Source organism: Bacillus sp. 16GRE42 (genome assembly GCF_019837435.1).
Taxonomy (GTDB): domain Bacteria; phylum Bacillota; class Bacilli; order Bacillales; family Bacillaceae_G; genus Bacillus_A; species Bacillus_A wiedmannii.
Genome location: NZ_JADAXF010000002.1, coordinates 200,221 through 222,962, shown reverse-complemented (window position 1 = coordinate 222,962; position 22,742 = coordinate 200,221). Strand labels below are relative to the sequence as shown.

General features: G+C 35.0%; 25 protein-coding genes, 1 riboswitch and 1 other annotated feature. Of the genes, 16 read left to right on the top strand and 9 right to left on the bottom strand.

Annotated elements, in window-relative coordinates; translation table 11 throughout:
- Positions 1-137: 137 nt before the first annotated feature.
- The 9 genes from gltP to ILS93_RS13355 all read left to right on the top strand — a co-directional run bounded on the left by gltP (position 138) and on the right by ILS93_RS13355 (position 7,872).
- Positions 138-1,409 carry a glutamate/aspartate:proton symporter GltP gene (gltP, locus tag ILS93_RS13395; protein ID WP_064476654.1) on the top strand — a complete coding sequence of 424 codons (1,272 nt, stop codon included), beginning with the start codon at positions 138-140 and terminating at the stop codon, positions 1,407-1,409.
- A gap of 66 nt (positions 1,410-1,475) precedes the next feature.
- A complete protein-coding gene (locus tag ILS93_RS13390; RefSeq protein ID WP_088048387.1) occupies positions 1,476-1,994 on the top strand; it encodes a ribonuclease FAU-1 family protein in 519 nt (172 codons plus the stop codon).
- Between the two features lie 120 nt (positions 1,995-2,114).
- Positions 2,115-2,220, top strand: a riboswitch (SAM riboswitch).
- Between the two features lie 94 nt (positions 2,221-2,314).
- On the top strand, positions 2,315-3,631 hold the full coding sequence (locus ILS93_RS13385; protein WP_222660904.1) for a Na+/H+ antiporter NhaC family protein: 1,317 nt from the start codon (positions 2,315-2,317) through the stop codon (positions 3,629-3,631).
- Positions 3,632-3,860: 229 nt separating this feature from the next.
- Positions 3,861-4,217: a lmo0954 family membrane protein gene (locus ILS93_RS13380; protein ID WP_064476652.1), complete on the top strand. Its 357-nt coding sequence runs from the start codon at positions 3,861-3,863 to the stop codon at positions 4,215-4,217.
- A gap of 67 nt (positions 4,218-4,284) precedes the next feature.
- Complete coding sequence (locus tag ILS93_RS13375) at positions 4,285-4,947, top strand: PspA/IM30 family protein (protein ID WP_098111205.1); 663 nt, start codon at positions 4,285-4,287, stop codon at positions 4,945-4,947.
- Between the two features lie 106 nt (positions 4,948-5,053).
- Entirely contained in the window at positions 5,054-5,794 is a 741-nt protein-coding gene (gene liaF / locus ILS93_RS13370; RefSeq protein ID WP_098111206.1) for a cell wall-active antibiotics response protein LiaF, read from the top strand.
- The gene (locus tag ILS93_RS13365; RefSeq protein ID WP_064476649.1) at positions 5,794-6,849 is read left to right on the top strand and encodes a sensor histidine kinase; all 1,056 of its coding nucleotides are present in this window, start codon (positions 5,794-5,796) and stop codon (positions 6,847-6,849) included. The genes liaF and ILS93_RS13365 overlap by 1 nt, the downstream gene beginning before the upstream one ends.
- Positions 6,846-7,478, top strand: a complete 633-nt coding sequence (locus tag ILS93_RS13360) for a response regulator (protein WP_000598709.1) — start codon at positions 6,846-6,848, stop codon at positions 7,476-7,478. The genes ILS93_RS13365 and ILS93_RS13360 overlap by 4 nt, the downstream gene beginning before the upstream one ends.
- A 97-nt stretch (positions 7,479-7,575) precedes the next feature.
- On the top strand, positions 7,576-7,872 hold the full coding sequence (locus ILS93_RS13355) for a DUF3992 domain-containing protein (RefSeq protein WP_142289442.1): 297 nt from the start codon (positions 7,576-7,578) through the stop codon (positions 7,870-7,872).
- A 23-nt stretch (positions 7,873-7,895) separates the two neighbouring features.
- On the opposite strand, the gene brnQ3 is transcribed toward ILS93_RS13355, so the two are convergent.
- Positions 7,896-9,251, bottom strand: coding sequence for a branched-chain amino acid transport system II carrier protein BrnQ3 (brnQ3, locus tag ILS93_RS13350; RefSeq protein WP_064476648.1), 1,356 nt, complete (start codon positions 9,249-9,251; stop codon positions 7,896-7,898).
- A 56-nt stretch (positions 9,252-9,307) separates the two neighbouring features.
- Positions 9,308-9,566, bottom strand: a binding site (T-box leader).
- A gap of 271 nt (positions 9,567-9,837) precedes the next feature.
- Between brnQ3 and ILS93_RS13345 the strand changes: the two genes are divergently transcribed.
- Complete coding sequence (locus ILS93_RS13345; protein ID WP_000880630.1) at positions 9,838-10,047, top strand: hypothetical protein; 210 nt, start codon at positions 9,838-9,840, stop codon at positions 10,045-10,047.
- Between the two features lie 39 nt (positions 10,048-10,086).
- Here the strand turns inward: ILS93_RS13345 and ILS93_RS13340 are convergent, their stop codons facing one another.
- Positions 10,087-10,863, bottom strand: a complete 777-nt coding sequence (locus ILS93_RS13340; protein ID WP_064476647.1) for a class I SAM-dependent methyltransferase — start codon at positions 10,861-10,863, stop codon at positions 10,087-10,089.
- Positions 10,864-10,971: 108 nt separating this feature from the next.
- Between ILS93_RS13340 and ILS93_RS13335 the strand changes: the two genes are divergently transcribed.
- Positions 10,972-11,823: a YhfM domain-containing protein gene (locus tag ILS93_RS13335; protein ID WP_142289430.1), complete on the top strand. Its 852-nt coding sequence runs from the start codon at positions 10,972-10,974 to the stop codon at positions 11,821-11,823.
- 99 nt (positions 11,824-11,922) lie between these two features.
- Here the strand turns inward: ILS93_RS13335 and ILS93_RS13330 are convergent, their stop codons facing one another.
- Positions 11,923-12,120: a hypothetical protein gene (locus ILS93_RS13330; protein WP_001053356.1), complete on the bottom strand. Its 198-nt coding sequence runs from the start codon at positions 12,118-12,120 to the stop codon at positions 11,923-11,925.
- Positions 12,121-12,270: 150 nt separating this feature from the next.
- On the opposite strand from ILS93_RS13330, the gene ILS93_RS13325 reads away from it, so the two are divergent.
- The 3 genes from ILS93_RS13325 to hmpA all read left to right on the top strand — a co-directional run bounded on the left by ILS93_RS13325 (position 12,271) and on the right by hmpA (position 15,369).
- Entirely contained in the window at positions 12,271-13,368 is a 1,098-nt protein-coding gene (locus tag ILS93_RS13325) for a site-2 protease family protein (RefSeq protein WP_088048389.1), read from the top strand.
- A 114-nt stretch (positions 13,369-13,482) separates the two neighbouring features.
- A complete protein-coding gene (locus ILS93_RS13320) occupies positions 13,483-14,001 on the top strand; it encodes a hypothetical protein (protein WP_222660672.1) in 519 nt (172 codons plus the stop codon).
- A gap of 159 nt (positions 14,002-14,160) precedes the next feature.
- Positions 14,161-15,369, top strand: coding sequence for an NO-inducible flavohemoprotein (hmpA, locus tag ILS93_RS13315; RefSeq protein ID WP_088048390.1), 1,209 nt, complete (start codon positions 14,161-14,163; stop codon positions 15,367-15,369).
- 32 nt (positions 15,370-15,401) lie between these two features.
- On the opposite strand, the gene ILS93_RS13310 is transcribed toward hmpA, so the two are convergent.
- Complete coding sequence (locus ILS93_RS13310; protein WP_000600574.1) at positions 15,402-15,914, bottom strand: Crp/Fnr family transcriptional regulator; 513 nt, start codon at positions 15,912-15,914, stop codon at positions 15,402-15,404.
- A 169-nt stretch (positions 15,915-16,083) separates the two neighbouring features.
- Between ILS93_RS13310 and ILS93_RS13305 the strand changes: the two genes are divergently transcribed.
- Positions 16,084-16,311, top strand: a complete 228-nt coding sequence (locus ILS93_RS13305) for a hypothetical protein (protein ID WP_000882907.1) — start codon at positions 16,084-16,086, stop codon at positions 16,309-16,311.
- Positions 16,312-16,604: 293 nt separating this feature from the next.
- Here ILS93_RS13305 and ILS93_RS13300 read toward each other — a convergent pair whose 3' ends face one another.
- The 3 genes from ILS93_RS13300 to ILS93_RS13290 form a co-directional block, all read right to left on the bottom strand.
- Positions 16,605-17,405 (bottom strand): sulfite exporter TauE/SafE family protein, encoded by an 801-nt coding sequence (locus ILS93_RS13300; protein WP_000455764.1) that lies wholly within the window; start codon positions 17,403-17,405, stop codon positions 16,605-16,607.
- Between the two features lie 117 nt (positions 17,406-17,522).
- Positions 17,523-18,521: an inorganic phosphate transporter gene (locus ILS93_RS13295; protein WP_000380274.1), complete on the bottom strand. Its 999-nt coding sequence runs from the start codon at positions 18,519-18,521 to the stop codon at positions 17,523-17,525.
- Between the two features lie 11 nt (positions 18,522-18,532).
- Complete coding sequence (locus ILS93_RS13290; protein WP_000231446.1) at positions 18,533-19,153, bottom strand: DUF47 domain-containing protein; 621 nt, start codon at positions 19,151-19,153, stop codon at positions 18,533-18,535.
- Positions 19,154-19,465: 312 nt separating this feature from the next.
- On the opposite strand from ILS93_RS13290, the gene ILS93_RS13285 reads away from it, so the two are divergent.
- Positions 19,466-21,508 (top strand): transglycosylase domain-containing protein, encoded by a 2,043-nt coding sequence (locus ILS93_RS13285; protein WP_222660670.1) that lies wholly within the window; start codon positions 19,466-19,468, stop codon positions 21,506-21,508.
- 126 nt (positions 21,509-21,634) lie between these two features.
- Here the strand turns inward: ILS93_RS13285 and ILS93_RS13280 are convergent, their stop codons facing one another.
- A complete protein-coding gene (locus ILS93_RS13280) occupies positions 21,635-22,063 on the bottom strand; it encodes a hypothetical protein (RefSeq protein WP_088048392.1) in 429 nt (142 codons plus the stop codon).
- A gap of 195 nt (positions 22,064-22,258) precedes the next feature.
- Positions 22,259-22,597, bottom strand: coding sequence for a Gly-Xaa-Xaa repeat protein (locus ILS93_RS28705; protein WP_240383353.1), 339 nt, complete (start codon positions 22,595-22,597; stop codon positions 22,259-22,261).
- Positions 22,598-22,742: the final 145 nt, after the last annotated feature.

The window sequence follows — 22,742 nt, the reverse complement described above, 5'->3', positions numbered from 1 at the left end:
TTAAATTTTGATTTATGATTTTTAACAGGGACAAAATGTAGTGAATTGTCGAATAATATGTAATACTCTTAATTTCGAGTTTTATAGAGATAGAATGAGAGATAGAGTGACACATCGAAGAGGGGGTTACAACAAATATGAAAAGAATAGGACTTGCATGGCAAATATTAATAGGACTTGCGCTTGGTATTGCAGTTGGGGCGATTTTCTTTGGCAATCCGGCAGTGGTGAGTTACTTACAACCAATTGGTGATATTTTCATCCGATTAATTAAAATGATCGTTGTACCGATTGTTGTAGCAAGTATTGTTGTTGGGGTTGCTGGTGTTGGCGATGTTAAAAAATTAGGTCGACTAGGCGGAAAAACAATTCTTTATTTTGAAATTATTACAACAATTGCAATTATTGTCGGTCTATTGATTGCGAATATTTTCCAACCTGGAAAAGGCGTAAATATGGAGCAGTTAACAAAGACAGATATTTCGAAATATACACATACGACAGAGCAAGTGCAAAGTCATTCCTTTGCAGATACATTTGTAAATATTGTTCCAACGAACATTATGAAGTCATTAGCTGACGGAGATATGCTTGCTATTATCTTCTTCTCTGTACTATTTGGTTTAGGTGTAGCAGCAATTGGTGAAAGAGGAAGACCGGTTCTTCAATTTTTCCAAGGTGTAGCTGATGCAATGTTTTACGTAACGAACCAGGTTATGAAATTTGCACCATTTGGTGTGTTTGCGCTAATTGGAGTTACAGTTTCTACATTTGGTCTCGCTTCATTAATTCCATTAGGGAAATTATTAATTGTAGTATACGGAGCAATGATTTTCTTCGTTGTAGTCGTATTAGGACTTACAGCGAAAATATTTGGAATTAACATTTTCCAATTCTTTAAGATTTTAAAAGACGAGCTGATTTTAGCATATTCTACAGCTAGTTCAGAAACAGTTTTACCGAAAATCATGGAGAAAATGGAGAAGTTCGGTTGTCCGAAAGCAATTACATCTTTCGTTATTCCGACAGGTTATTCATTTAACTTAGATGGATCAACTTTATATCAAGCAATTGCGGCTATTTTCTTAGCGCAAATGTACGGTATTGATTTATCTATTACACAACAAATTACATTATTACTTGTATTGATGGTAACATCAAAAGGTATCGCAGGCGTACCGGGCGTATCATTCGTTGTATTATTAGCGACACTTGGTACAGTAGGTATTCCACCTGAAGGTTTAGCATTCATCGCTGGTATTGACCGTATTTTAGATATGGCTCGTACAGCAGTTAACGTTGTAGGTAACTCTTTAGCAGCTGTAGTTATGTCTAAGTGGGAAGGTCAGTATGACGCTGAAAAAGGACAAGCCTACTTGAAAGAAATTTCTAATAAGCAAGCAGCTTAATTATAATTTGAACAAGCTCTCACATAATATGTGGGGGCTTTTCTATATAGAAGGGGAGCGGACGTAATGAAACGTAAATATGGTGACGGTTCTTCGTGGAAGCGACTAATAGAGAAGAATTATACGGTTAAGCAAGTAGAAGAAGGAATGCTAGGAATATTAGAAATAAAAAAGGTAAGAGAACCTAGTTGTAAAGAATATGATGGTAAAGAACTTTGTATCGCAGGGAATCAATATACGTGGATTCAATATTTCATAGACGGGAAAAACTTTGCGATTACAGCTATGTTAGATGATCAGAAAAAATTAGTGCAATATTATATCGATGTGGCGAAAGAATATAAAATTGACGACCGTGGTTTACCGTATTTTGATGATTTATATTTAGATGTAGTGTTATTACCGAACGGTAAAATGTATATATTGGATGAAGATGAGCTAGAGGATGCTTATAAAAGTAGCGATGTTACAAAAGAAGAGTATGAGTTAGCTTGGTACACTACGAAATGGATAATAGATGCAATAAAAAATAATGAATATTATTGGATTTCAATATTGGAAGAAGAAATCAAAAAGTTAAAATGATTGTTGTATTCAAATTTTTGCATAATTACCAAAAAAATCTATACAAAAAATAATTGACTTTTGTTTTGTAAGCGAGTAAAGTTAGGGAAGAAATTATTATTAAAAAATAAATATGAAACCTTCTTATAAAGAGAGGCGGAGGGACTGGCCCTACGATGCCTCGGCAGCGGACTCGATTTCAGAGTGCTGTGCCAAATCCAGCAAGCATGTGCTTGAAAGATGAGAAGAGTGTTTCTTATAGATGTATAAGACCTCTTCTCATTGGAAGAGGTCTTTTGTTATTCATTAGAAAAAGGTTGAAACTAGGGAGAGATGGTACTTTGAAAGAAACGAGAGGAAATGGTTTGGCTTTATTACCGCTTGGGATATTTTTGGCGCTATTTATTGGTTCTGGAATTATTACAGGTGATTTCTATAAATTGCCGATACTTGTAGCAATTTCAATTGCTGTAGGGGTCGCTTTAGCAATGAATCGTAAAGAAAGCTTTAATGTAAAAGTAGAACGATTTGCTAAAGGTGCAGGGAACCCAGATATTATGATTATGGTTCTAATTTTTGTGCTTGCAGGAGCATTTTCTGAAACGGCAAAAGGGATGGGCGGCGTTGATTCTACAGTTAACCTAGCGTTATCAATTTTACCGCAAGGGTTTATCGTAGCTGGAATTTTTGTTATAGGGGCATTTATTTCATTAGCGATGGGAACTTCAATGGGAACGATTGCTGCATTAGCACCGATTGCTGTAGGTATTAGTGGGCAAACTGATATCTCAATTGCACTTACGATGGCTACCGTTGTTGGCGGAGCGATGTTTGGTGATAATTTATCATTTATTTCAGATACAACAATCGCAGCTGTACGTTCGCAAGGAACAGAAATGAAAGATAAGTTTAAAACGAACTTTTTAATTGTATTACCAGCGGCTATTATTGCAATTGTACTATTAGTAATCATTACTTTAGGAAGCGATACGCAGATTAAAGCGCATAGCTTTGACTGGATAAAGATTTTACCGTATGCAGGAGTACTTATTACAGCATTGCTTGGTTGGAATGTACTTATTGTGTTAACTGGTGGAACTGTACTATCTGGCGTTATCGGTCTTTTAGATGGAAGTTACACGTTAGAGAGTTTCTTTAAAAGTGTAACGTCTGGAATGGGCGGTATGATGGAGTTAGTATTACTTGCTATTTTAATTGGTGGTATGGTCGAACTGATTCAATATAACGGTGGCATTCAATATTTAATGAATCTTTTAACGCGTAACATTCGTTCGAAAAAAGGAGCAGAGTTCGGTATTGCTGGCTTAGTGAGTCTGACGAATATGTGTACAGCGAATAATACGATTTCTATTATCTTTACAGGTCCGCTTGCGAAAAACATTGCAGATCAATATGAAATTGACCCTCGTAAATCAGCGAGTGTATTAGATCTTTTCTCATGCTGTGTGCAAGGATTAATTCCGTATGGTGCGCAAATGTTAACGGCAGCAGGATTTGCGGCGTTATCTCCGATTGAATTGTTACCATATGCGTTTTATCCAATCTTAGTTGGAGTATGTGGAATCATTTCTATATTAATTGGTTTCCCGAGGTTTTCTAAAGTAGCGGGAAAGAAAGAGTATCACAAAACAGCATAATTTAAAATGAAGTTTATGAATCGTAACGAAAGCCGTACAGAGAATGTTCTCTGTACGGCTTTTTATGTGCAATAAAAGAGTGAATCATCCTATCCTACCGCATATTTTTACAAAAGGCTGAATGCAACTCAGTCTTAAGTCTGAGTCGAAAACGGTTCTTAAGCTCGTTATGGAAAAGTGAAAAAATAGTTAAGATAAGAGTATCAAATCGAAGGGAGGCAAGCACAAGATGAAACAATTTCTAGCGTTTATCGCGGCCGCTATTTTGGCTTTAATTGCTCTTGGTAGTCTTGCTGGTATTGTAGGATTCGCAATCGGAGCAGGAGTTGTGTACTGGAGCTATAAATCATTTGTGCGAGCACAATCATTTTTTGGAAAGTTAGCTTGGGGTATTGTAGGTTTGATCGGCTTGTCCATCGCACTTTCGCACTCCCCAGCATTAATCGGTATCGCAGCATTAGTAGTTTTATACTACGGATACCGTGAGTGGAAAAAAGAAAAAAATGTAGTTGTTGATTCTGCACCAGAAAGTTCTAAACCATATAGCAACTTTGAAGATGAGTGGAACAAGTTAATGAAAAACTAATAAAAAACTAATAAAAAATTAATAAAAACCAAATCAAATTGATAAAGTAGAAGAGAGGAAGATTATAATGAAACAATCTTTATTCGGACGTGTACGCGATGCAATTTTAGCAGATTTTCATAATGTGTTAGATGAGAAAGAAAGAAAGAATCCAATCGCGATGTTAAACCAATATTTACGCGATAGTGAGCGTGAAATAATAAAAATTGAGAAGTTAATTGAGCGCCACAAAACATTAAAATCTAATTTCGCTCGTGAGCTTGAGCAAGCACGTTATTTCGTTAATAAAAGATCAAAGCAAGCGATCGTCGCTCAAGAAGCAGGCGAATTACAACTACATGAGCGTGCGTTAGAAGAAGTAGCGTATTATGAAGGGCAAGTAACTCGATTAGAAGAAATGTATGCAGGTGTTGTAGATCAAATTGATGAGTTAGAGCGTCGTCTTGCTGAGATGAAAAATAAATTAAAAGAAATGCATGCAAAACGTATGGAATTAATGGCACGTGAAAATATGGCACATGCAAATCGTCGTATGAATACAGCGATGCATAAAATGGATGAAAATAATCCGTTCTTACGCTTTGAAGAAATTGAAGATCATATTTGCGACTTAGAATCTCGTATAAATGAGGAGCATGAACGTGACACATTTGATATGAAGATTGCAAAGCTTGAGCGTGAAATGAAAGAGAAGAATGATGTATCGTTAACGAAAGAGTTAACAAAATAATAGTAGTATATTATAAAACAGGCTTATGATATAGTGATAGGAGAAAAGGTGTTGGAAAGCAATGCCTTTTCTTCTATGTATATGTGACAAGAAGGGGGGAGCTGAAATGAAGAAGCATTTTTCAAAAACACAATTAATGGGGATGCTCCTCATCATATTTGGATTCGGTCTTTTTCTTGATATGATACTTGGACATTTTGAACCAGGTGGTCTCATTTTTGCATTTATTATGCTTATGTTTGGAAGGCATTATCGTAAGAAGAATCGTTACGTACGGGGAAATGTATTTTTATTTGTTGGTGGTATCGTATTTCTATTCTTCTTATTTTCATCAGCAGCATTTGTTCTTGTCGTATTTGCTTGTTTAGCTTTAATTGGTTATCAACTGATTCAACAAGGACATCAGCAAAAAGCAATGAAGGTTGAAATTAAAGAAAAAGGGATTATAGATGAAGAGAAGCAAATATATCGCACAGAACCATATTTAAAAAATATGTTTGTAGGGAATATACGAATGATGGATCATATTTATGAACTTGAGGATATTAATGTTCAATATGGTGCTTGTGATGTGGAAATAGATTTAACAACTGCTATGATCCCAGAAGGGGAGACGGTAATTGTTATTCGAGGTGTCGTTGGTAATATTCGTTTATATGTGCCATATGATATTGAACTGTCTTTAAATCATTCTGTTATTGTTGGACGTGTGATCCTGCCAGGTCATGAAGAGACAGGGTTTAACCGCAATGTTACATTTAGAACAGAGCAGTATAAAGAAGCTCCTCGTCGTATTAAAATTATTTCTTCGCTTGTCGTAGGCGATACGGAAGTGAGGAAAGTATAATGAAGAAACAAAAAAATATTTCGTGGATGTATATTCGTTATTCTATGTTGTCTTCTGTTAGTATCGCACTCATTTGTACAATTGTATACGTATGGAAAAGCGAGCAACAAGTGTATGATTTATTATGGAAGGAATCCATTGCTTCTGTTCCAATTGGCTTGTTTATTATGACTACAAGTTTACTTATCGGGGGAATTGTAGGATATGCAATCGGTTACTATATAGAGCAGCGTATACAAGGGTTAAATACTTTTCTATTTGAAGTGGAGCGAGGGAATTTTCCGAGCGATGTTTCGTTTACTGCAGATGATGAATTTCATGAAGTAGAACGAAAAGTAATCGGTCTTGCTCGTCGATTAGAGGAGCAAGCTGGACTCTTTCAAAAAGTAACGAATGAACGAGCTCATTGGAATGAAGAGATGAGACAAGAAGCGATATCCCAAGAAAGGCATCGATTGGCGAGGGAGCTGCATGATTCTGTAAGTCAGCAGCTTTTTGCAATGTCGATGATGATGTCGGCTATTAATGAACAAGTAGCTGAAATTCCAGAAACGACAAAAAAGCAGTTGCAGCTCGTTGAAAATATGGTTGTAAATGCACAATCAGAAATGAGAGCATTGCTTCTTCATTTACGGCCTGTACAATTAGAAGGTAAGAAACTGACACAAGGTATAGAGGAATTATTAACGGAATTATCGCGAAAGCAACATATGAAAATTGAATGGCTAATCGAGCCAATAGAATTGAAAAAAGGTGTAGAAGATCATTTATTTCGTATTGTGCAAGAAGCTTTATCCAATACTTTACGACATGCGAAAGCGAAGAAAACGGAAGTACGTCTTCGGAAAATTGATCAATATGCAATTCTAAAAATTATTGATGATGGCGTTGGATTTGAAGTCGGAGTGAATAAGGCTGGTTCATATGGTTTAAGATCAATGCAAGAGCGTGTTCATGAGATTGGTGGGACATTAAAAGTACTTAGTTTCCCGGCTAAAGGGACGCAAATAGAAGTAAAAGTACCGATTATGATTGAGAGAGGGGGAGAATCATGATAAAAGTGTTACTTGTCGATGATCATGAAATGGTTCGAATGGGTGTATCAGCATATTTATCAACGCAGCCAGATATAGAAGTAGTTGGAGAAGCTGAAAATGGAAGAAAAGGTTCAGAGTTAGCACTGCAATTAAGACCAGATATTATTTTGATGGATCTTGTCATGGACGAGATGGATGGGGTTGAAGCAACACGTGCTATTATTCAGGAATGGCCAGAAGCGAAAATTGTAGTTGTAACGAGCTTTTTAGATGATGAGAAATTGTACCCTGTTATTGAGGCTGGAGCGACAAGTTATTTATTAAAAACATCAAGAGCAAGTGATATAGCAGACGCTGTACGAGCTACTTATGATGGAGAAACGGTATTAGAGCCAAAAGTTACTGGTAAAATGATGTCTCGTATGCGTCAGAAGAAAGAACAGCCTTTGCATGAGGAGTTAACAGAAAGAGAGTCTGAAATTTTGTTATTAATTGCAGAGGGGAAAAGTAATCAAGAGATTGCAGATGAATTGTTTATTGCCCTCAAAACAGTAAAGACACATGTGAGTAATATTTTAAATAAGCTAAATGTAAGTGACCGGACACAGGCGGTTATTTATGCGTTTAGACATCAATTGACGAAATGATAAAGTGAAACTTTAATCAGTGGGGGCTATCCCACTGATTATTAGTTAACGCCAAATCTTTTTATTGACGTTAATAAATGTGAGCGTTATCATTGATTTGTTAACAGTACATACAAAGGGGAGAGAGTGTATGTTAGTTCAAACGATATTTGGCATGGATAAGTCTAAAAAATTAGGGGATTATGTGAACGCATTACAAGCGCTTTGTGCACAATATAATGTTGAAACAGATAAAATTGCAATTGTTGAGGCGACAGAAGAGTACTATTTATTTTTAGTAAAGCAAGAAGATTGCTACGATGTTGTCAAAGTAGAAACAGTGGATACAAATATCGAATATTATACGAAAGCGTATAAAATAAGCAGTTTTAATCATACTGCTTATCAAAAGTAAAAAAACTCCCTTTCGGGAGTTTTTTAGGATGCTTTTACTTCGCGGGAATCGGTTATTAAGGGAACTTTTTTCGCACCGCTTAACTTAGCGATTGTAAGGCCGATAATAGCCCCGGCTAATGCTGGTATTAACCAGCCTATTCCTTCCTTATATAAAGGGATAAATTCAAAGTATGGTGTGATAAATGAAACTGAAATACCACCTTGCTTTAATCCATCAAATACGCTTACGATTGCTGCTCCAATTAAAGCACCTACATAAACAGAGCGATATCCACCGAAATATTTATGAAGTAATGATAGGAGAACGAGTACAATTGCAATTGGATATACAACAAGTAGAATTGGAACAGAGATGGCAATAATTTTCGTTAAACCTAAGTTGGCAACTAATAATCCTAACGCACAAATGATAATCGCGAACATTTTGTATGAAAATGTAGTCAATAATGTTGAGAAATATTGACTACACGCAGATACAAGTCCAACACAAGTCGTTAGACAAGCGAGTGTAACGATTAGAGATAATAGAAGTAAACCGTATGGACCGAATAATTGCTGTACGATAACAGTAAGTAATTGTCCGCCATTTTGTGCATATCCGAGCGAGACGCTAGTTGCACCGAGCCAGCCAAGTGCACCATATACAAGTACGAGACCAGTAGCGGCAATAAGTCCTGCTTTCGCTGTTGCGATAGCAATGGATTTACGATCTTTCACACCTTTAGAGCGAATGGCATTTACAACGATAATTCCAAATGCAAGCGCAGAAATGGTATCCATCGTTAAGTATCCTTCCATAAAGCCTTTGAAGATTGGAGAAGTTTGATACTCTTGCATTGCTGGTCCTGATTGCCCGAGTGGTGTAAATACACTTTTAACAAATAGTAAGAAAATAGAGAGTAATAAAATAGGTGTTAAAATATTTCCGATGCGATCGACAAGTTTAGATGGATTTAAACTAAGCCAAAATACGATAGCGAAGAAGATGACCGTGTATAAAAATAGAGCTAGGTTACTAGAGCGAATTGTTTCCGGTAAGAAAGAACTAACACCCATTTCATAAGCGACATTTGCAACGCGTGGAATTCCCATAGAAGGACCGATTGCGATGTATACAACTACAGTAAAGAAAATTCCGAATAATGGGTGAACATGACTTGCAAGTTGTTGCATACCGTTTCCTGATAAAGAAATTGCAATAACAGTTAATAATGGTAAACCGACTCCTGTTAGTAAAAATCCAATCATTGCCGGCCAAAAGTTTTCACCTGCATTTTGTCCAAGCATGGGAGGGAAAATTAAATTACCTGCCCCAAAAAATAAAGAAAATAGCATAAGACCCGTGAAAAAAATATGTTTTTTTGATACAGTGTTCATTGTTTTTCCTCCTTTTTTAAATTCATTTGTAAGAACACAAAAAACTCGTCCCTAAAGAAAGGGACGAGTTATATTTACCCGCGATACCACCCTAATTTATACATGTAGAAATTAGTCTATATGTATACGGCTTTACAACGTACAACATGATACGTGTTCCTTGTAACGGGGGACAGCCGGTAAGAACTTACTGTGACATTCGGTTCTACTTCTCGGAGATGATTTTCGGCTACGCACTGAACGTTGGCTTTCAGCAAATCGCCAACTCTCTGGGGGACAGTCCTATAACGTACTCGTTCTCGTCAATGAATTTTTATTCAAGTATTCTGAAAGTATTGTCACATGTTTTTTTTTGAAAGTCAATATTTTTTTGAAAGATATATGTATATACGGAAATATTGAATGTGATATTCGTTGATGTAAAGGGAATGGTGGATTGTAAAACGGGAGTGAAAATTTGTAGAGAATTGTAAAATTTGTAGAGAAAGTTGATATTTATAGGAGTAAAGAAGGTATTGTTTGAATTTACAGAGAATAATACAACAATCCACTTGCTGGAAAGAACAAACCAAAAGAGGTGACTGAAATGCTTGCGATGGGAGTATTATTTGGCATTATTGCTATAATTGGTTTTATGTGGTTATATTATTCGCGTTCGTTTAAACAAGCAGAAGTTTTACTCTTTCAAAAAGGTAGTTTGTTGACAAATCAGTCTAGATATTTAGTATGTCCGAAGTGTGGAAGTGCACAGGCCAGAAGTGGAGGCTATCAAGAGTGTTGCAAAATTAGATTATGAAAGAAGGAAGCCTCACATTATGTTGTGAGGCTTCCTTCCTTACAATTTCATGGCGCTCCAAATTGTCCACCGATCTCTTTCGATAATAGGAGAGATGCTTTGTAGTGCGGTCTGGACTTGTTGTAGAAGTTGAGAAAGTTCATGATCTGTTAATTCATATAGAATGGATCGACCTGTTCGAGGTGATAAATCTTGTAGCAATGCTTCTACAGAATCATGTATTTTTCGTACTTCCCATTGTGTTTGAGAGGGGAACACGTGAAGAAAATGTTTTTGTAATTCTTGCTGTATCGTGGTGGTTTTTGGCCGCCTTTTTGATTCTATTTCAATGAGTTTTGGAAAGATAGAGAAAAAATATCCACGAATGTGTTCGGGGCTTCCAGGAATTGTACAATCTTCAATGGTTCGGTCTTGTACAATAAGTACACCGTTTTTCTTTAATATACGAGAAGCTTCACGTAGAAATGTAGGAATGTCTTGTAAATGATGAATCACTGCGCGCGAAATAACAATGTCGAATGTATCATTAGAATATGGGACGCTATGTGCATCACCGTGAATGAATGAAATATTTGGAAAGCCGCTACAATTTTCTTTTGCAGCTTGTAATATTTCTTTTGAAAAATCAAGTCCAATGACATTTTTTGCCCCCATAAGAGCAAGTTCTTTCGTATAAATCCCGCCACCACAGCCAATATCAATTATTTGTTTGTTTTGTATATTTGTAATACTTTTTATCATTTCTCCCCAAGAAATATGGGCGTTTCGCTGTGCGTATGTGTATTTATTATTTGCATCGTGAAAATTAATGGACATGAAAAAGACCTCCTTTCAATACTTAGTATAGCGTATTTTATAGTGTGTCACGTTTTTGTTTTTTATATGAAGAGTATAAGAATTTCTTATTGTAAGAGGAGGATTAAGTTGAAAAGGAAATATGTATTGTTGTTATTTGCTATGTTACTAGCATCTTGTGGTCAAGTAGAGCAAAAAAAAGAAACAAAAAAAGTGGAAGAGACGGTGAATGAAGTGAAAGAAACAATAGGGGCAACCGTTATACAAAAAAAACATAAAGAGAAAAAGTTACAGGAATCAGAAGCTAAGTTAGTAATAGACATTATAGATAAAGCGGAAAAACAAGAAGTAACAGGTAGTTTTGGTGAACCGGAATATGAAATACAAATTAATAGGGATGGAAAAAAAGAAACATATTATGCATGGCTAAGAGGAGAAGACAGACGAGGATGGGTACAATATAAGAAAGCTATGTATATGCTGAATAAAAAAGATACGGAAAAGCTTTTGGCTATATTTCCAAATGTTTCAGAACAAAAAGAAGATGAGATGCAGGTAGGTCCTTTAACGGAAGTAACAAAAAAAGATTTGCAGATTACTGCGTTTCATATTAAAGCAGGCGATCAAAAAGTGAATTATACGGTGCGTTATACGATTTCACAATCACTATACAACAAGTTAGAGAAGGAACAAGAATATTATTTACAAGTCGTTTTCCCAGAAAAAGTTCAAAAATTAATTGGAGCAAAAGAGAGTGAAAAAATTTCAGGTGAAAAGGTAAAGGAAGGGTATAAACAATATGAATTGCATGCTACTGTGCAGGTAAAAGATGCTTCAGAATCACAATTAAAGTCATTAGAAACATATTATGAAAATTATGATTTGATAATATTAAATAGTAAAAAAGAAAAAATAGGTGTTTTTCAAAATATCATTCAAATTGTTAAAGAGTATGGTGAAAAAATGGATTTACAAAGATAAAATGAAACTTTAATTAGCCCTTACGGATCGGGATGAATGTAAAGTCTATATGACCTTTCCTAGGAAATGATAATAGAGAGGGGAAAACACCCCTCTCTATTATTTTGCTTTTGCAGATGGCTCATTCATTGATTTTCGTGTAATAAGAAAAGAAATCATAAGAGCGGAAAGGATGACAAGGGCAATAAATACGTGATTGGGCAACAAATCTAATAATAATACGTAACTAACAGTATAAAAAATAAGAGTTGAAGCTAAAAACGATAGAGCGCCTATTATGAGAGATTGTAAATTCATTTGCAAACACCTCCTTATATTTATATTTTTGGCTAAAAATGGATTAAATAAACATTATTTCTAACGATAGAAAAAAATATGTCATAATAGAGAAAAGAATAGTTTTGATGAATGAATATGATTCATTAATGAGAGATAAAGGAGAGAAATATGAAAAATAATAAAAAAGGATTATGGGGAATTATAGTTGCAATAGGGCTATTTTTACTCTCTAAGTTAAAGTGGGTATTTGCAATTTTTAAATTAGCAAAGTTTTCAACGGTATTTAGTATGTTTATATCACTTGGTGCATACGCAGTTATATATGGTTGGAAATTTGGGGTAGCGCTCATTTATTTATTGTTTATTCATGAAATGGGCCATTTATGGGCTGCGAAAAGAAAGGGGATACCAACATCGCCAGCAATATTTATTCCGTTTATGGGTGCTCTTATTGGGATGAAAGAGATGCCAAAAAATGCAAAAGATGAAGCTTATATCGCCTATATGGGACCTCTTTTCGGATTGTTGTCATTTTTACCTGCGATTCCACTTTATATAATAACGAAAGAGCCATTTTGGGCATTAATTATTTTACTTGGAAGTATGATTAACTTCTTTAACTTGATTCCGGTTTCTCCATTAGATGGTGGACGAATTATCTCAGTTGTAAGTACAAAGATTTGGGGAGCGGGTCTTATTGTATTGCTCGGTTATTCCATTTACTTTAAAAGTATTTTGGGAGGATTTATTTTTATTATCGGCTGTATGGAATTATATAGAGTAATAAAGAGAGATGAGCCAATTAAGGAATTAGGATATAGAATTGATGGAATGAAAGAATATGTTGCAAGGCTTGAAGAAGAGTTAAAAGAAACAGGTGCGGTGCATCGAAATATATATATGATGCAACATGAAATAAATATATTAAGGCAAAAAGAAAGAGAGAAAGAATTAAAAGTAGGAGAACTTCAAAAGATTGAAGTGTTAGAGCATCTTTTACCAAAGTTTGAGCCGCTTGATTACGTTCCATATGAAGATGAAAAAGAAACGCATACAATTCATATAAGAGAAGCATTTGAAATGTCAGAAAGAAAATTACAGGAATGGGAGACAGAAAAGAGACAACAGGAAAACTATTATAAAGTTGATATGAAAACAAAATGGACAGTCTTTGCTTGTTATATCGGATTAATGGCTATACTCGGTTACACAGCTTATGAAGGGTACATTGTTTTACAAGAACATTTACCAACGAGAAATGTATAGAAAAATATTGTCGAAATGATAGGAAGAATTTATACAGGAATTATATTTCTACGAGAGAATGTTACAAGTATAGTTATACATTGTAATATCTTTAGTAGAGAAGGAGTTCTGTATATGAAGAAATTGTTAATTGTATTCGGGAGTATTATCGTAATGATCATTGCGAGCTATAGTCTTATGAAATTGCTATTACATTATGCGAATAAGCCTGCTGAGGTAAGTACAATAGCTCAAATAGAAGATGTGCAAGAAGAGACAAAAGTGCTAGATTTTATTCGTATGACGCATGAAAGTTATAATAATTTCTTAAATTACGGTAAAGCAGAGAATTATACAGAAGGGGACTGGAGCCAATTTAAACAATGGTTTCAACAACAAGAATCGTCTTTAAAAAATATACATACAGAAATAAAGAATGAAAAAATAAAACGTGATGTAAATAGAAGCTATGAAATTGTAAAAAAAGGTGTGGAACTTCAAAATATTGAGTATGTAGTTTATGCACATCGTGTATACCATGACTTAGATATTATTGTAAATAAATATAGAGGTGAAACGAACATCTGGGGGTATACAGAGTTTGGAGAGGGGAAAGATATAAGGGTAATTGAACAAGCTATACAGTCCAAATAATAAGCTAGCTAGAATTCTAGTTGGCTTATTTTCTTTTGTAAGTGCAATGTTCATATATTATTCACAAAAACACCGTGTTAATAGTGATTAAAATCACAATATGTACTATACAATTCAGTTAAACTAAAAACAGTTAAGGAAATAGAGGAGTGGGATACAATGTTAAGTGCAAAAACAATTGAAATCGTAAAGTCAACAGTACCATTATTACAAGAAAAAGGCGTTGAAATTACAACGAGATTTTATCAAATTTTATTTTCGGAACATCCGGAGTTATTGAATATTTTCAACCATACAAATCAGAAAAAGGGAAGACAACAACAAGCGCTAGCGAATGCTGTTTATGCAGCTGCAACGTATATTGATAATTTAGAAGCTATTATTCCAGTTGTAAAACAAATTGGTCATAAGCATAGAAGTTTAGGTATTAAAGCAGAGCATTACCCGATTGTAGGTACATGTTTACTACGTGCAATTAAAGAGGTCGCAGGTGCACCTGATGAAGTTTTAAATGCATGGGGAGAAGCTTATGGTGTCATTGCTGATGCATTCATTAGCATTGAAGCAGAGATGTATGAAGAAGCGGCACATAAAGAAGGTGGATGGAAAGATTTCCGTAACTTTGTGGTTGTTAAAAAAGTGAAGGAAAGCGACGTTATTACATCATTTTATTTAAAACCTGAAGATGGAGGGCAAGTTTCTTCATTCATCCCAGGACAATATGTAACGATTCAAATAAACATAGAAGGTGAAACGTATACACATAATCGTCAATATAGTTTATCAGATGCTCCTGGAAAAGAATATTATCGTATTAGTGTAAAGAAAGAAAAAGGTGTAGATACACCGGACGGTAAAGTATCTAACTACTTACACGATCATGTAGAAGAAGGGGATATGTTACCAGTAAGTGCACCAGCAGGAGATTTCGTATTAAATATGGATTCAACATTACCAGTTGTGCTAATTAGTGGTGGAGTAGGTATTACACCAATGATGAGTATGCTAAATACGTTAATTGAACAAAACTCAAAACGTAATGTATGTTTTGTTCAAGCAGCGATAAATAGTAATACACATGCAATGAAAGAACACGTTGAGGCAGTAGATAATGAATACGAACAAGTTAAAGCATACACTTGCTATTCTGCACCAACTGAAAAAGATTTGGAAATGAAGAACTTTGATAAAGAAGGTTTCATTGAAGCTGAATGGTTACAAACTATTATTCCGACAACTGAAGCAGAATTTTATTTTTGTGGTCCCGTACCATTTATGAAGCATATAAATGCTGCACTAACTAATTTAGGTGTGGAACAAGAGCATATTCATTATGAATTTTTCGGTCCAGCAGCAAGCTTACAATAGATGAAGTTTGAAATAAGTAAAAAAACGAGGTATTATTTTACCTCGTTTTTTATTTGTTCTCGTAACAGCCGATTTACCGTTTCACGGCGTATACCTATGAGTTGACCGATTTCAGTTTGTGTTAATATTTCATATATAGGAATGTCACCTAAATATAGTGTGAACCATTCTTGTAAACGATGTAGACGTTCTTTCGGAGAGACGGTTGTCAATTGATCGATACGCTGTTGCATCATTCTTAATTTTGATTGTAGTTGCATAGCAATATTTGCATATGATGCAGGATTTGCCTGAAGCTGATCGTACCATTCATTACTAATTATAGGTTCAACTTCTGTTTTCATTAAAGCGATTGCTGTACCGTGATATTCCTTCGGTGAAATTAAAGAATGGTGAGGTATCGTTTCACCTGGAACGATAATGTTGAATAGAAATGGTGTTCCATCTTCTTCTATCCGTACTACTTTTAATAAACCTGTTTTTATAAAATATAAAGGACCGTCCTCGCCTTGACGGAATAGTACATCTCCTTTGTGTAGAATCAATGTTAGCCCCCCATTTAAACATTTCTATTTCTTCTATTTTAGCGTATATGTATAAAGACAATATGCTTTTAAATAGCAATTTCATTGACGAAATATATGCTATTACAGTAGTATACTATTTAGTGTGTAATAGTACTAGCAATGAATACGCTGTAGGGGGTTTAGTATATTGTTAGATGCGATAAAAATGACGGATATGAGAATTCCGGCGAATGCTATCATTCATGTAGAAGAGATGAAAGGTGGAGTCGTGTTATCCGTTGAAGTAGACGGCCAAATTATTTATACGATGGCTTATGATGAAGAAACAGATAGTTATGCTGAATTATATGATCGAAACGATAAGAGGGCGTGCCAAGTACATGAGGATTTTATGGGATGGTCACTTCTTCACTAAAAAAGATGTCAATATGACATCTTTTTTTATTAAAACGATAGAATATACAAAGAAATGAAATATAAGGATAAAATTTGTAATAAATGATTTTGCATTGTTAGCACTTTGTAACTGCAAGTGAATTATTTTTTCGCTATCATAAAGATAACAGTCGCAGTTATAGGAGTGGTCAACTTGAAGAAAGTACATATTTCCAATTATATGTTATTATGTGTTTGTTTAATTTTATTTGTTCTCTTAGGAGGATTTTTATATTCATGTGTATAAGAAAAACGCATCCTAAAAAGAACGCGTTATAAAAAAGAAGTGATGATTAATCTAGTTCCGAGAATAATTAATGTGATACGTAATAAATTAATTACGGCATTACCACTTAATTTTGTATTAATATAAGCCCCGATTTTTCCGCCAATCCATGCACCAGGAATAAGAATTAATGCGTAAACCCAGCTGACATTTCCAAGGGAGATGTGAGTTGCAGAACTTACAATTGCTGATAAAAATACGATAAACATCGAAGTTGCTACAGCAATATGTGCTGGGAATGCAAAAAGTAGCATCATTGCTGGAACAAGTAAGGCACCGCCGCCAATTCCAAATAATCCAGATATAAAACCAACTATAAAGGCGATAAAGATAGCGAGAAGCGGTGGGAATTGATAGTGTACAGTGTTTCCTTCGTTATCTGTAAAAGAACGCTTAATTACCGTCATATTGGATAAAGAAAGGGGGTTTAATTTGTCTCGTAACATAAGAAGAATGGAGACAAAAATAAGGAAAATCCCAAAATATAAAGAAAATGTATCTTGGTTTAAAAATTTGTTTGCCCACGAGCCGATGATACCACCAGGGCCACTCCCGATAAATAAAATAAGTCCACTTTTGTAATCTACTCGTTTATGCTTCATATAAGTAAGGGTGGAAGATAGTCCTGTAAAAACGACTGTTACCATTGAAGTTCCTACTGCAAGTTGTGGTGATAGACTGTGTAATCCAATTAATAACGGAACAATAATAATTCCGCCACCAAGCCCGACTAGACTCCCGACTGTCCCGGCGATTAACCCGATGAAAAGTAACATGATGTATTCCAAAATTTCCAACTCCTCTATATAACTTATCCACCAATTATTATACACGCTTTTTAATAAGAAAAAGGTTTGTTCACAAAAAAGTCGTCTTCCTAGAAAAATAAGGAAGACGACTTTTAATTAAAAGATTAAGTGTAATAAAGCGTAAAATAATGCAGCTAACGAAGCTGAAATAGGAAGTGTAATAACCCATGTAATTAACATACGTTTTGCAGTTCCCCATTTTACACCTTTCACACGATGTGAAGCACCAACCCCTAAAATAGAAGAAGAGATAACGTGCGTTGTACTAACTGGTAAGTGAATGAATGTTGCGCCGAAAATAACAAGTGATGATGATAAATCAGCAGCTACACCATTTACAGGACGAATTTTCATAATTTGTCCACCGACAGTTTTAATAATTTTCCATCCGCCGACAGAAGTACCAAGACCCATTGCGATTGCACAACATAATTGTACCCAGAACGGGATGTCGTCAGAAGTATGATAGTTATTGGCCATAAGAGCCATCGTAATGATTCCCATTGCTTTTTGTGCATCATTCGTACCATGTGTATAAGCTTGTAATGCTGCAGTGAAGATCTGGAATATACGGAAGTTTTTGTTCGTTTTCGTTAAATTAAAGTTTTTAAAGACTACTTTAAAAATACTGTATACGATATAACCAATAACAAAAGCGATAATCGGTGAAATGATTAAAGCTTCAAGAATTTTTATGAACCCTTTAAGATTTAATGAGCTAATACCGGCAGCAGCGATAGCTGCACCTGCGATTGAGCCGATAATTGCATGCGAAGAACTACTTGGAATACCGTAGTACCAAGTAATTAAATTCCAAGCTATTGCCGCAAGTAAAGCAGCTAAAATTACAAGAGAACCATTTTGCAAGGCAAATGGATCAACGATATCTTTTGTAATCGTTTTTGCTACACCTGTAAATGTCATCGCACCTAAAAAGTTCATAATAGCTGCCATAATAATTGCATGTCTAGGCTTTAGAGCTTTCGTTGAAACAGCCGTTGCAATAGCGTTTGCTGTATCGTGAAATCCATTGATAAAGTCAAAAGCTAAAGCGCAAATGACTACTAAAACGGTCAGTATCAAGAGTGTATCCATGATCAAACTCCTTACGCGTTCTTCATAATAATTGTTTCTAATACGTTTGCAACGCTTTGGCAGCTATCCGCTACTTCTTCAAGCTCTTCGTAAATCTCTTTGTATTGAATAATCTTAATCGGATCTTTCTCACGAGAGAATAAGTGCTTAATCGCATGACGGCGAATATCATCACATTGTGATTCGTAATCCTTAATCTTAATCGCGTTCGTACGAATGTCGACTAACTTCTTTTTAGACAGTAGTTCAACAGAATTTGCAATCTCAATCGCACATTGATTAATTGCTTCAACGAATTTAATCATGTATTCATCAGCTTCTGTAATAGAATACATTTCGAATAGACCAGCACTATGATCTAATCCGTCTAATACATCATCCATACTCATTGCAAGTTGTAGGATGTCCTCACGTTCAATTGGAGTAATAAACGCTTTGTTTAGCTCCATAATGATTTCGTGAATAAATGAGTCACCTTTTGACTCATACTCTTTCATGCGCATAGAAAACTCTTTTAAATCGCTAGCATTTTTAATTTTATACTCCACGAAAAACTGCGCGCCTTCTTTTAAATTTTCGGAAACATTCATTAACATTTCAGAAAATTTATCTTTTTTTGATTTAAATACCATTATTAGTTACCCCCACAAAAGTAATATATGTAAAATATATTGGCTAGTCAATTCTAACAAAAAACTGTCGTTTTTTAAAACATTTTATCGAAAAGTTTACAAAAACTTAACATAACTCTCATTGTTGTATTAATAATATTAATAATCAATAGTGAATATCTTACTTGTAGAATGTCCTTTTCTTGCAAAAAGTATGAATGTGAAAGAAAAGCTTTACACTACAGGAAAGACTACGTTATTATAATAAATTTAAAAGGAGGTATATTCTTCCTTTTGAAAAGAAGAGTGTAAACAAACGAAGGAAGTGAACGAATGAAATTGAAGAACACTCACTTAAAAAAAATGCGGGAGTGGTTCAACAAGAGGAAGAAACTTCGTAATTCATTAATTGTATTAGGAAGTTTACTTGCTACTCTATTTATTGCTATAAATATAATAATTTCTATTCAAGACATATCTGAATTGAAACAAGCTGTTCCGCAACCGACCTTAATTTATGATGCAAATAATGAAGTTGCGACGAAATTAGCTTCTTCTAAAACAGAAGGTGTTAAAAGGAAAGATATTCCTGACATTATGGTTCAGGCAATTGTTGCAGTAGAAGATAAGGAATTTTTTAACCATCACGGTATTTACTATAGTGGAATTATAAGTGCAGTTTTTAAAAATATTACAGCAGGAGAAGTCGTGGCGGGGGGAAGTACAATTACACAACAACTTGCGAAAAATGTATTTCTGACACAAGACCGCACATACTCTCGAAAAATAAAGGAATATTTTTTAACAAAAAAAATAGAGCGTACGTATACGAAAGATGAAATTATTGAAATGTATATGAACCAAATTTATTTTGGTGAAGGTGCTTGGGGCATAAAAAGGGCAGCTAAATCTTATTTTGATAAAGATGTAAAAGATTTAACAGTTTCAGAAGCTGCAACGATTGCTGGCTTGATTAAAGCACCGTCTGCATATTCGCCTTATAAAAACTTTAATAAATCAATCGAACGACGTAATGTTGTATTAAGTTTAATGAAAGAGCAAGGATATATCTCTGACGAACAGTATAATAAAGAAAAAGAGAGCGGTCTTGTGTTAAAACGTGGTGTGGATGATAAATACAAGGGGAAATACTCTCAATATGTAGATTATATTGTTAGAGAAGCAATGGACAAGTACGAATTAACACAAAATGAAATTTTAGCGGGTGGTTATCGTATTTATACAGAGCTTGATCCGAAAAAACAACAGGCTGTGGAAGACGTTGTGAATAATGAGAGTTATTTCAAAGATAATGGCTCAGACCAGCTTATGCAAACGGGTGTAGTTCTTATGAATCCAAAAACAGGTGGCGTACCAGCTTTATTTGGAGGAAGAGGGCCGTATCAGTTTTTACAGTTTAACCATGCAACTCAATTAAAAAGACAACCTGGCTCAACCTTAAAGCCCTTGGCTGTATATGTACCAGCGTTAGAGCAAGGGTATGAAGTATACGATATATTGAAAGATGAACCATTTAATATTAAAGAATATAAACCACAAAATAGCGATCACACTTTTCACGGTGATGTGACAATGTATGAAGCTGTGGCAAAGTCGTACAATGTTTCGGCTGTTTGGCTATTAGAACAAATTGGATTGGATAAGGGATTGAAATCTTTAGAGCGATTTGGTATTCCATTAGTGCCAGAAGATCGTACGTATCCGATCGCTTTAGGCGGTATGCATGTGGGGACATCTCCATTTGTAATGGCTCAAGCGTATAGTGCATTTGCAAATGACGGTGTCCAAGTGGAAGCTCATGCGATTAGAGAGATACAAAATGCTGAAGGTGAAATAATTGGAAAGTGGTATAAGAAAGAGACACGAGTGACGAGCGAGAAAATTGCTCAAAAGATGACATATTTATTAAAAGGTGTTGTCGAAAAGGGAACGGGCGAAAAGGCGAAAGTTAATAATGTTGATACGGCTGGTAAGACAGGAACGACTCAAATTGTAAATGGACCAAGCACCGGTGCAAAGGATTCATGGTTTGTTGGATACACACCAGATTTAGTAGGTGCGATTTGGGTAGGATATGATAAAACAGATAGTGATCATTATGTTCCGGGGGGAAGTCAAATTACGACGACAATGTTCCGGGATATTATGAAAAAAGCGAATGCCAATCCAGCTCAAAAAGCATTCCAGTTATCGCTCATATCTGAGGCTGATTATAAAAAACAATTGAATACAATAGAAGAGGAAAAACGAAGAAAAGAAGAAGAGAAGAGAAGAAAAGAAGAGGAACAACAAAGAAAAAAAGAGCAACAAGAGTGGATTGATAAAGTGAAAGAATGGATTCCTTCATTTTGGTAAAAGAAAGAGGCGAATAACGAAATTCGCCTCTTTTTCGTATGAGAAATTAAGTGAACTTTTAATCGGTGGGAGGAGCTGTATCTATCTCTACGAGTTGTTAGCCCATATCAATTGGGATAAATAGTATTACTCGTTAAGTGTAACATTTGTACTGCCAAAGGATTGAGAATCGTATGTGATGATTATTTTTCCTTTACTAATAGGCTCGTAAAGTAATTCTTCTTCGTAATTACCATTATTTTCATTGTGGATAGAAAGTGTGATTTCATCGATTTTTTTATTTGTATACTGATCTTTAATCGTTTCAGCAATTTGAAGTAACGCTTCGGAACTAGAAGCTTTCGTAATAAGCATTCCTTTTATAACCTTTTTTTCATTCTTTGTGGTATTGGAATAAGGGATGTTGCTTTGTTTTGTATACAAAAGTTTGTATGGAACAGTTTTTCTCTCTGCTTTTGATATAGTGGAATATTTTAGAGTTAAAAAAAATCCTACACATAAAATAATGCATACCATAAGAGCAAACCAAATGCGTATTAGTGACATAACTCTCATCTTCATCCCTCTTTCATATCTTTGACTTCACTATTTATCATACAAAATGAGGATTAAGACAGAGTAAATTTGAGGTAAAGAAACGTAAAGAAGGAGCACTTATCCTCCCAAATAAGTGCTCCTTTCTATATAAAGAGAGATTTAATGCACGGTTAAACGATACATATTAGTATAAATCTATTTATTGATTGAAAATTAGTAAATTCGGAATACGGATAGTGTTGCAGTTGTATCACCTGTGTTAGGAATAGAAATAGTGTTTGCTGTAGGCTGTATAGAAATCGTTGTACCAGCTTGTAAAGTAACGATTGTAGAGAAAGAAACAGCACTACCGATAACGTTAGTTGAGAAATTACGAGTAGGTGGTTGACCATTGAATGAAATACCGAATCCAAATGGTGAAGATCCTGGGAAAGTTGTAGACGCTGAGAAACTAATATCATATACGCCTGTTTCTAAAACTGTTAGAGTATCTGTAGTGTCATTAAAATTAATATTATTTATTTCAAAAACTTGATTGAATTGGATATTCATTCCAGGTGATATAGTTTGAGCATTGGAGTTTCCAATTGCAGCGATAGTTACAGGAATTGGAGTACCCGCTGGTCCTGTTGCGCCAGTAGCGCCTTGAGCACCAGTAGCACCTTGAGCACCGGCTGGACCTTGAGCACCAGTAGCG

What these genes read in the sequence shown, in the direction of transcription:
- gltP (WP_064476654.1), top strand. Translation starts at nt 138, where the DNA reads ATGAAAAGAATAGGACTTGCATGGCAAATATTAATAGGACTTGCGCTT.
- ILS93_RS13390 (WP_088048387.1), top strand. Translation starts at nt 1,476, where the DNA reads ATGAAACGTAAATATGGTGACGGTTCTTCGTGGAAGCGACTAATAGAG.
- ILS93_RS13380 (WP_064476652.1), top strand. Translation starts at nt 3,861, where the DNA reads ATGAAACAATTTCTAGCGTTTATCGCGGCCGCTATTTTGGCTTTAATT.
- ILS93_RS13375 (WP_098111205.1), top strand. Translation starts at nt 4,285, where the DNA reads ATGAAACAATCTTTATTCGGACGTGTACGCGATGCAATTTTAGCAGAT.
- liaF (WP_098111206.1), top strand. Translation starts at nt 5,054, where the DNA reads ATGAAGAAGCATTTTTCAAAAACACAATTAATGGGGATGCTCCTCATC.
- ILS93_RS13365 (WP_064476649.1), top strand. Translation starts at nt 5,794, where the DNA reads ATGAAGAAACAAAAAAATATTTCGTGGATGTATATTCGTTATTCTATG.
- ILS93_RS13360 (WP_000598709.1), top strand. Translation starts at nt 6,846, where the DNA reads ATGATAAAAGTGTTACTTGTCGATGATCATGAAATGGTTCGAATGGGT.
- brnQ3 (WP_064476648.1), bottom strand. Translation starts at nt 9,251, where the DNA reads ATGAACACTGTATCAAAAAAACATATTTTTTTCACGGGTCTTATGCTA.
- ILS93_RS13345 (WP_000880630.1), top strand. Translation starts at nt 9,838, where the DNA reads ATGCTTGCGATGGGAGTATTATTTGGCATTATTGCTATAATTGGTTTT.
- ILS93_RS13340 (WP_064476647.1), bottom strand. Translation starts at nt 10,863, where the DNA reads ATGTCCATTAATTTTCACGATGCAAATAATAAATACACATACGCACAG.
- ILS93_RS13330 (WP_001053356.1), bottom strand. Translation starts at nt 12,120, where the DNA reads ATGAATTTACAATCTCTCATAATAGGCGCTCTATCGTTTTTAGCTTCA.
- ILS93_RS13325 (WP_088048389.1), top strand. Translation starts at nt 12,271, where the DNA reads ATGAAAAATAATAAAAAAGGATTATGGGGAATTATAGTTGCAATAGGG.
- ILS93_RS13320 (WP_222660672.1), top strand. Translation starts at nt 13,483, where the DNA reads ATGAAGAAATTGTTAATTGTATTCGGGAGTATTATCGTAATGATCATT.
- hmpA (WP_088048390.1), top strand. Translation starts at nt 14,161, where the DNA reads ATGTTAAGTGCAAAAACAATTGAAATCGTAAAGTCAACAGTACCATTA.
- ILS93_RS13295 (WP_000380274.1), bottom strand. Translation starts at nt 18,521, where the DNA reads ATGGATACACTCTTGATACTGACCGTTTTAGTAGTCATTTGCGCTTTA.
- ILS93_RS13290 (WP_000231446.1), bottom strand. Translation starts at nt 19,153, where the DNA reads ATGGTATTTAAATCAAAAAAAGATAAATTTTCTGAAATGTTAATGAAT.
- ILS93_RS13285 (WP_222660670.1), top strand. Translation starts at nt 19,466, where the DNA reads ATGAAATTGAAGAACACTCACTTAAAAAAAATGCGGGAGTGGTTCAAC.
- ILS93_RS13280 (WP_088048392.1), bottom strand. Translation starts at nt 22,063, where the DNA reads ATGAGAGTTATGTCACTAATACGCATTTGGTTTGCTCTTATGGTATGC.
- ILS93_RS28705 (WP_240383353.1), bottom strand. Translation starts at nt 22,597, where the DNA reads ATGAATATCCAATTCAATCAAGTTTTTGAAATAAATAATATTAATTTT.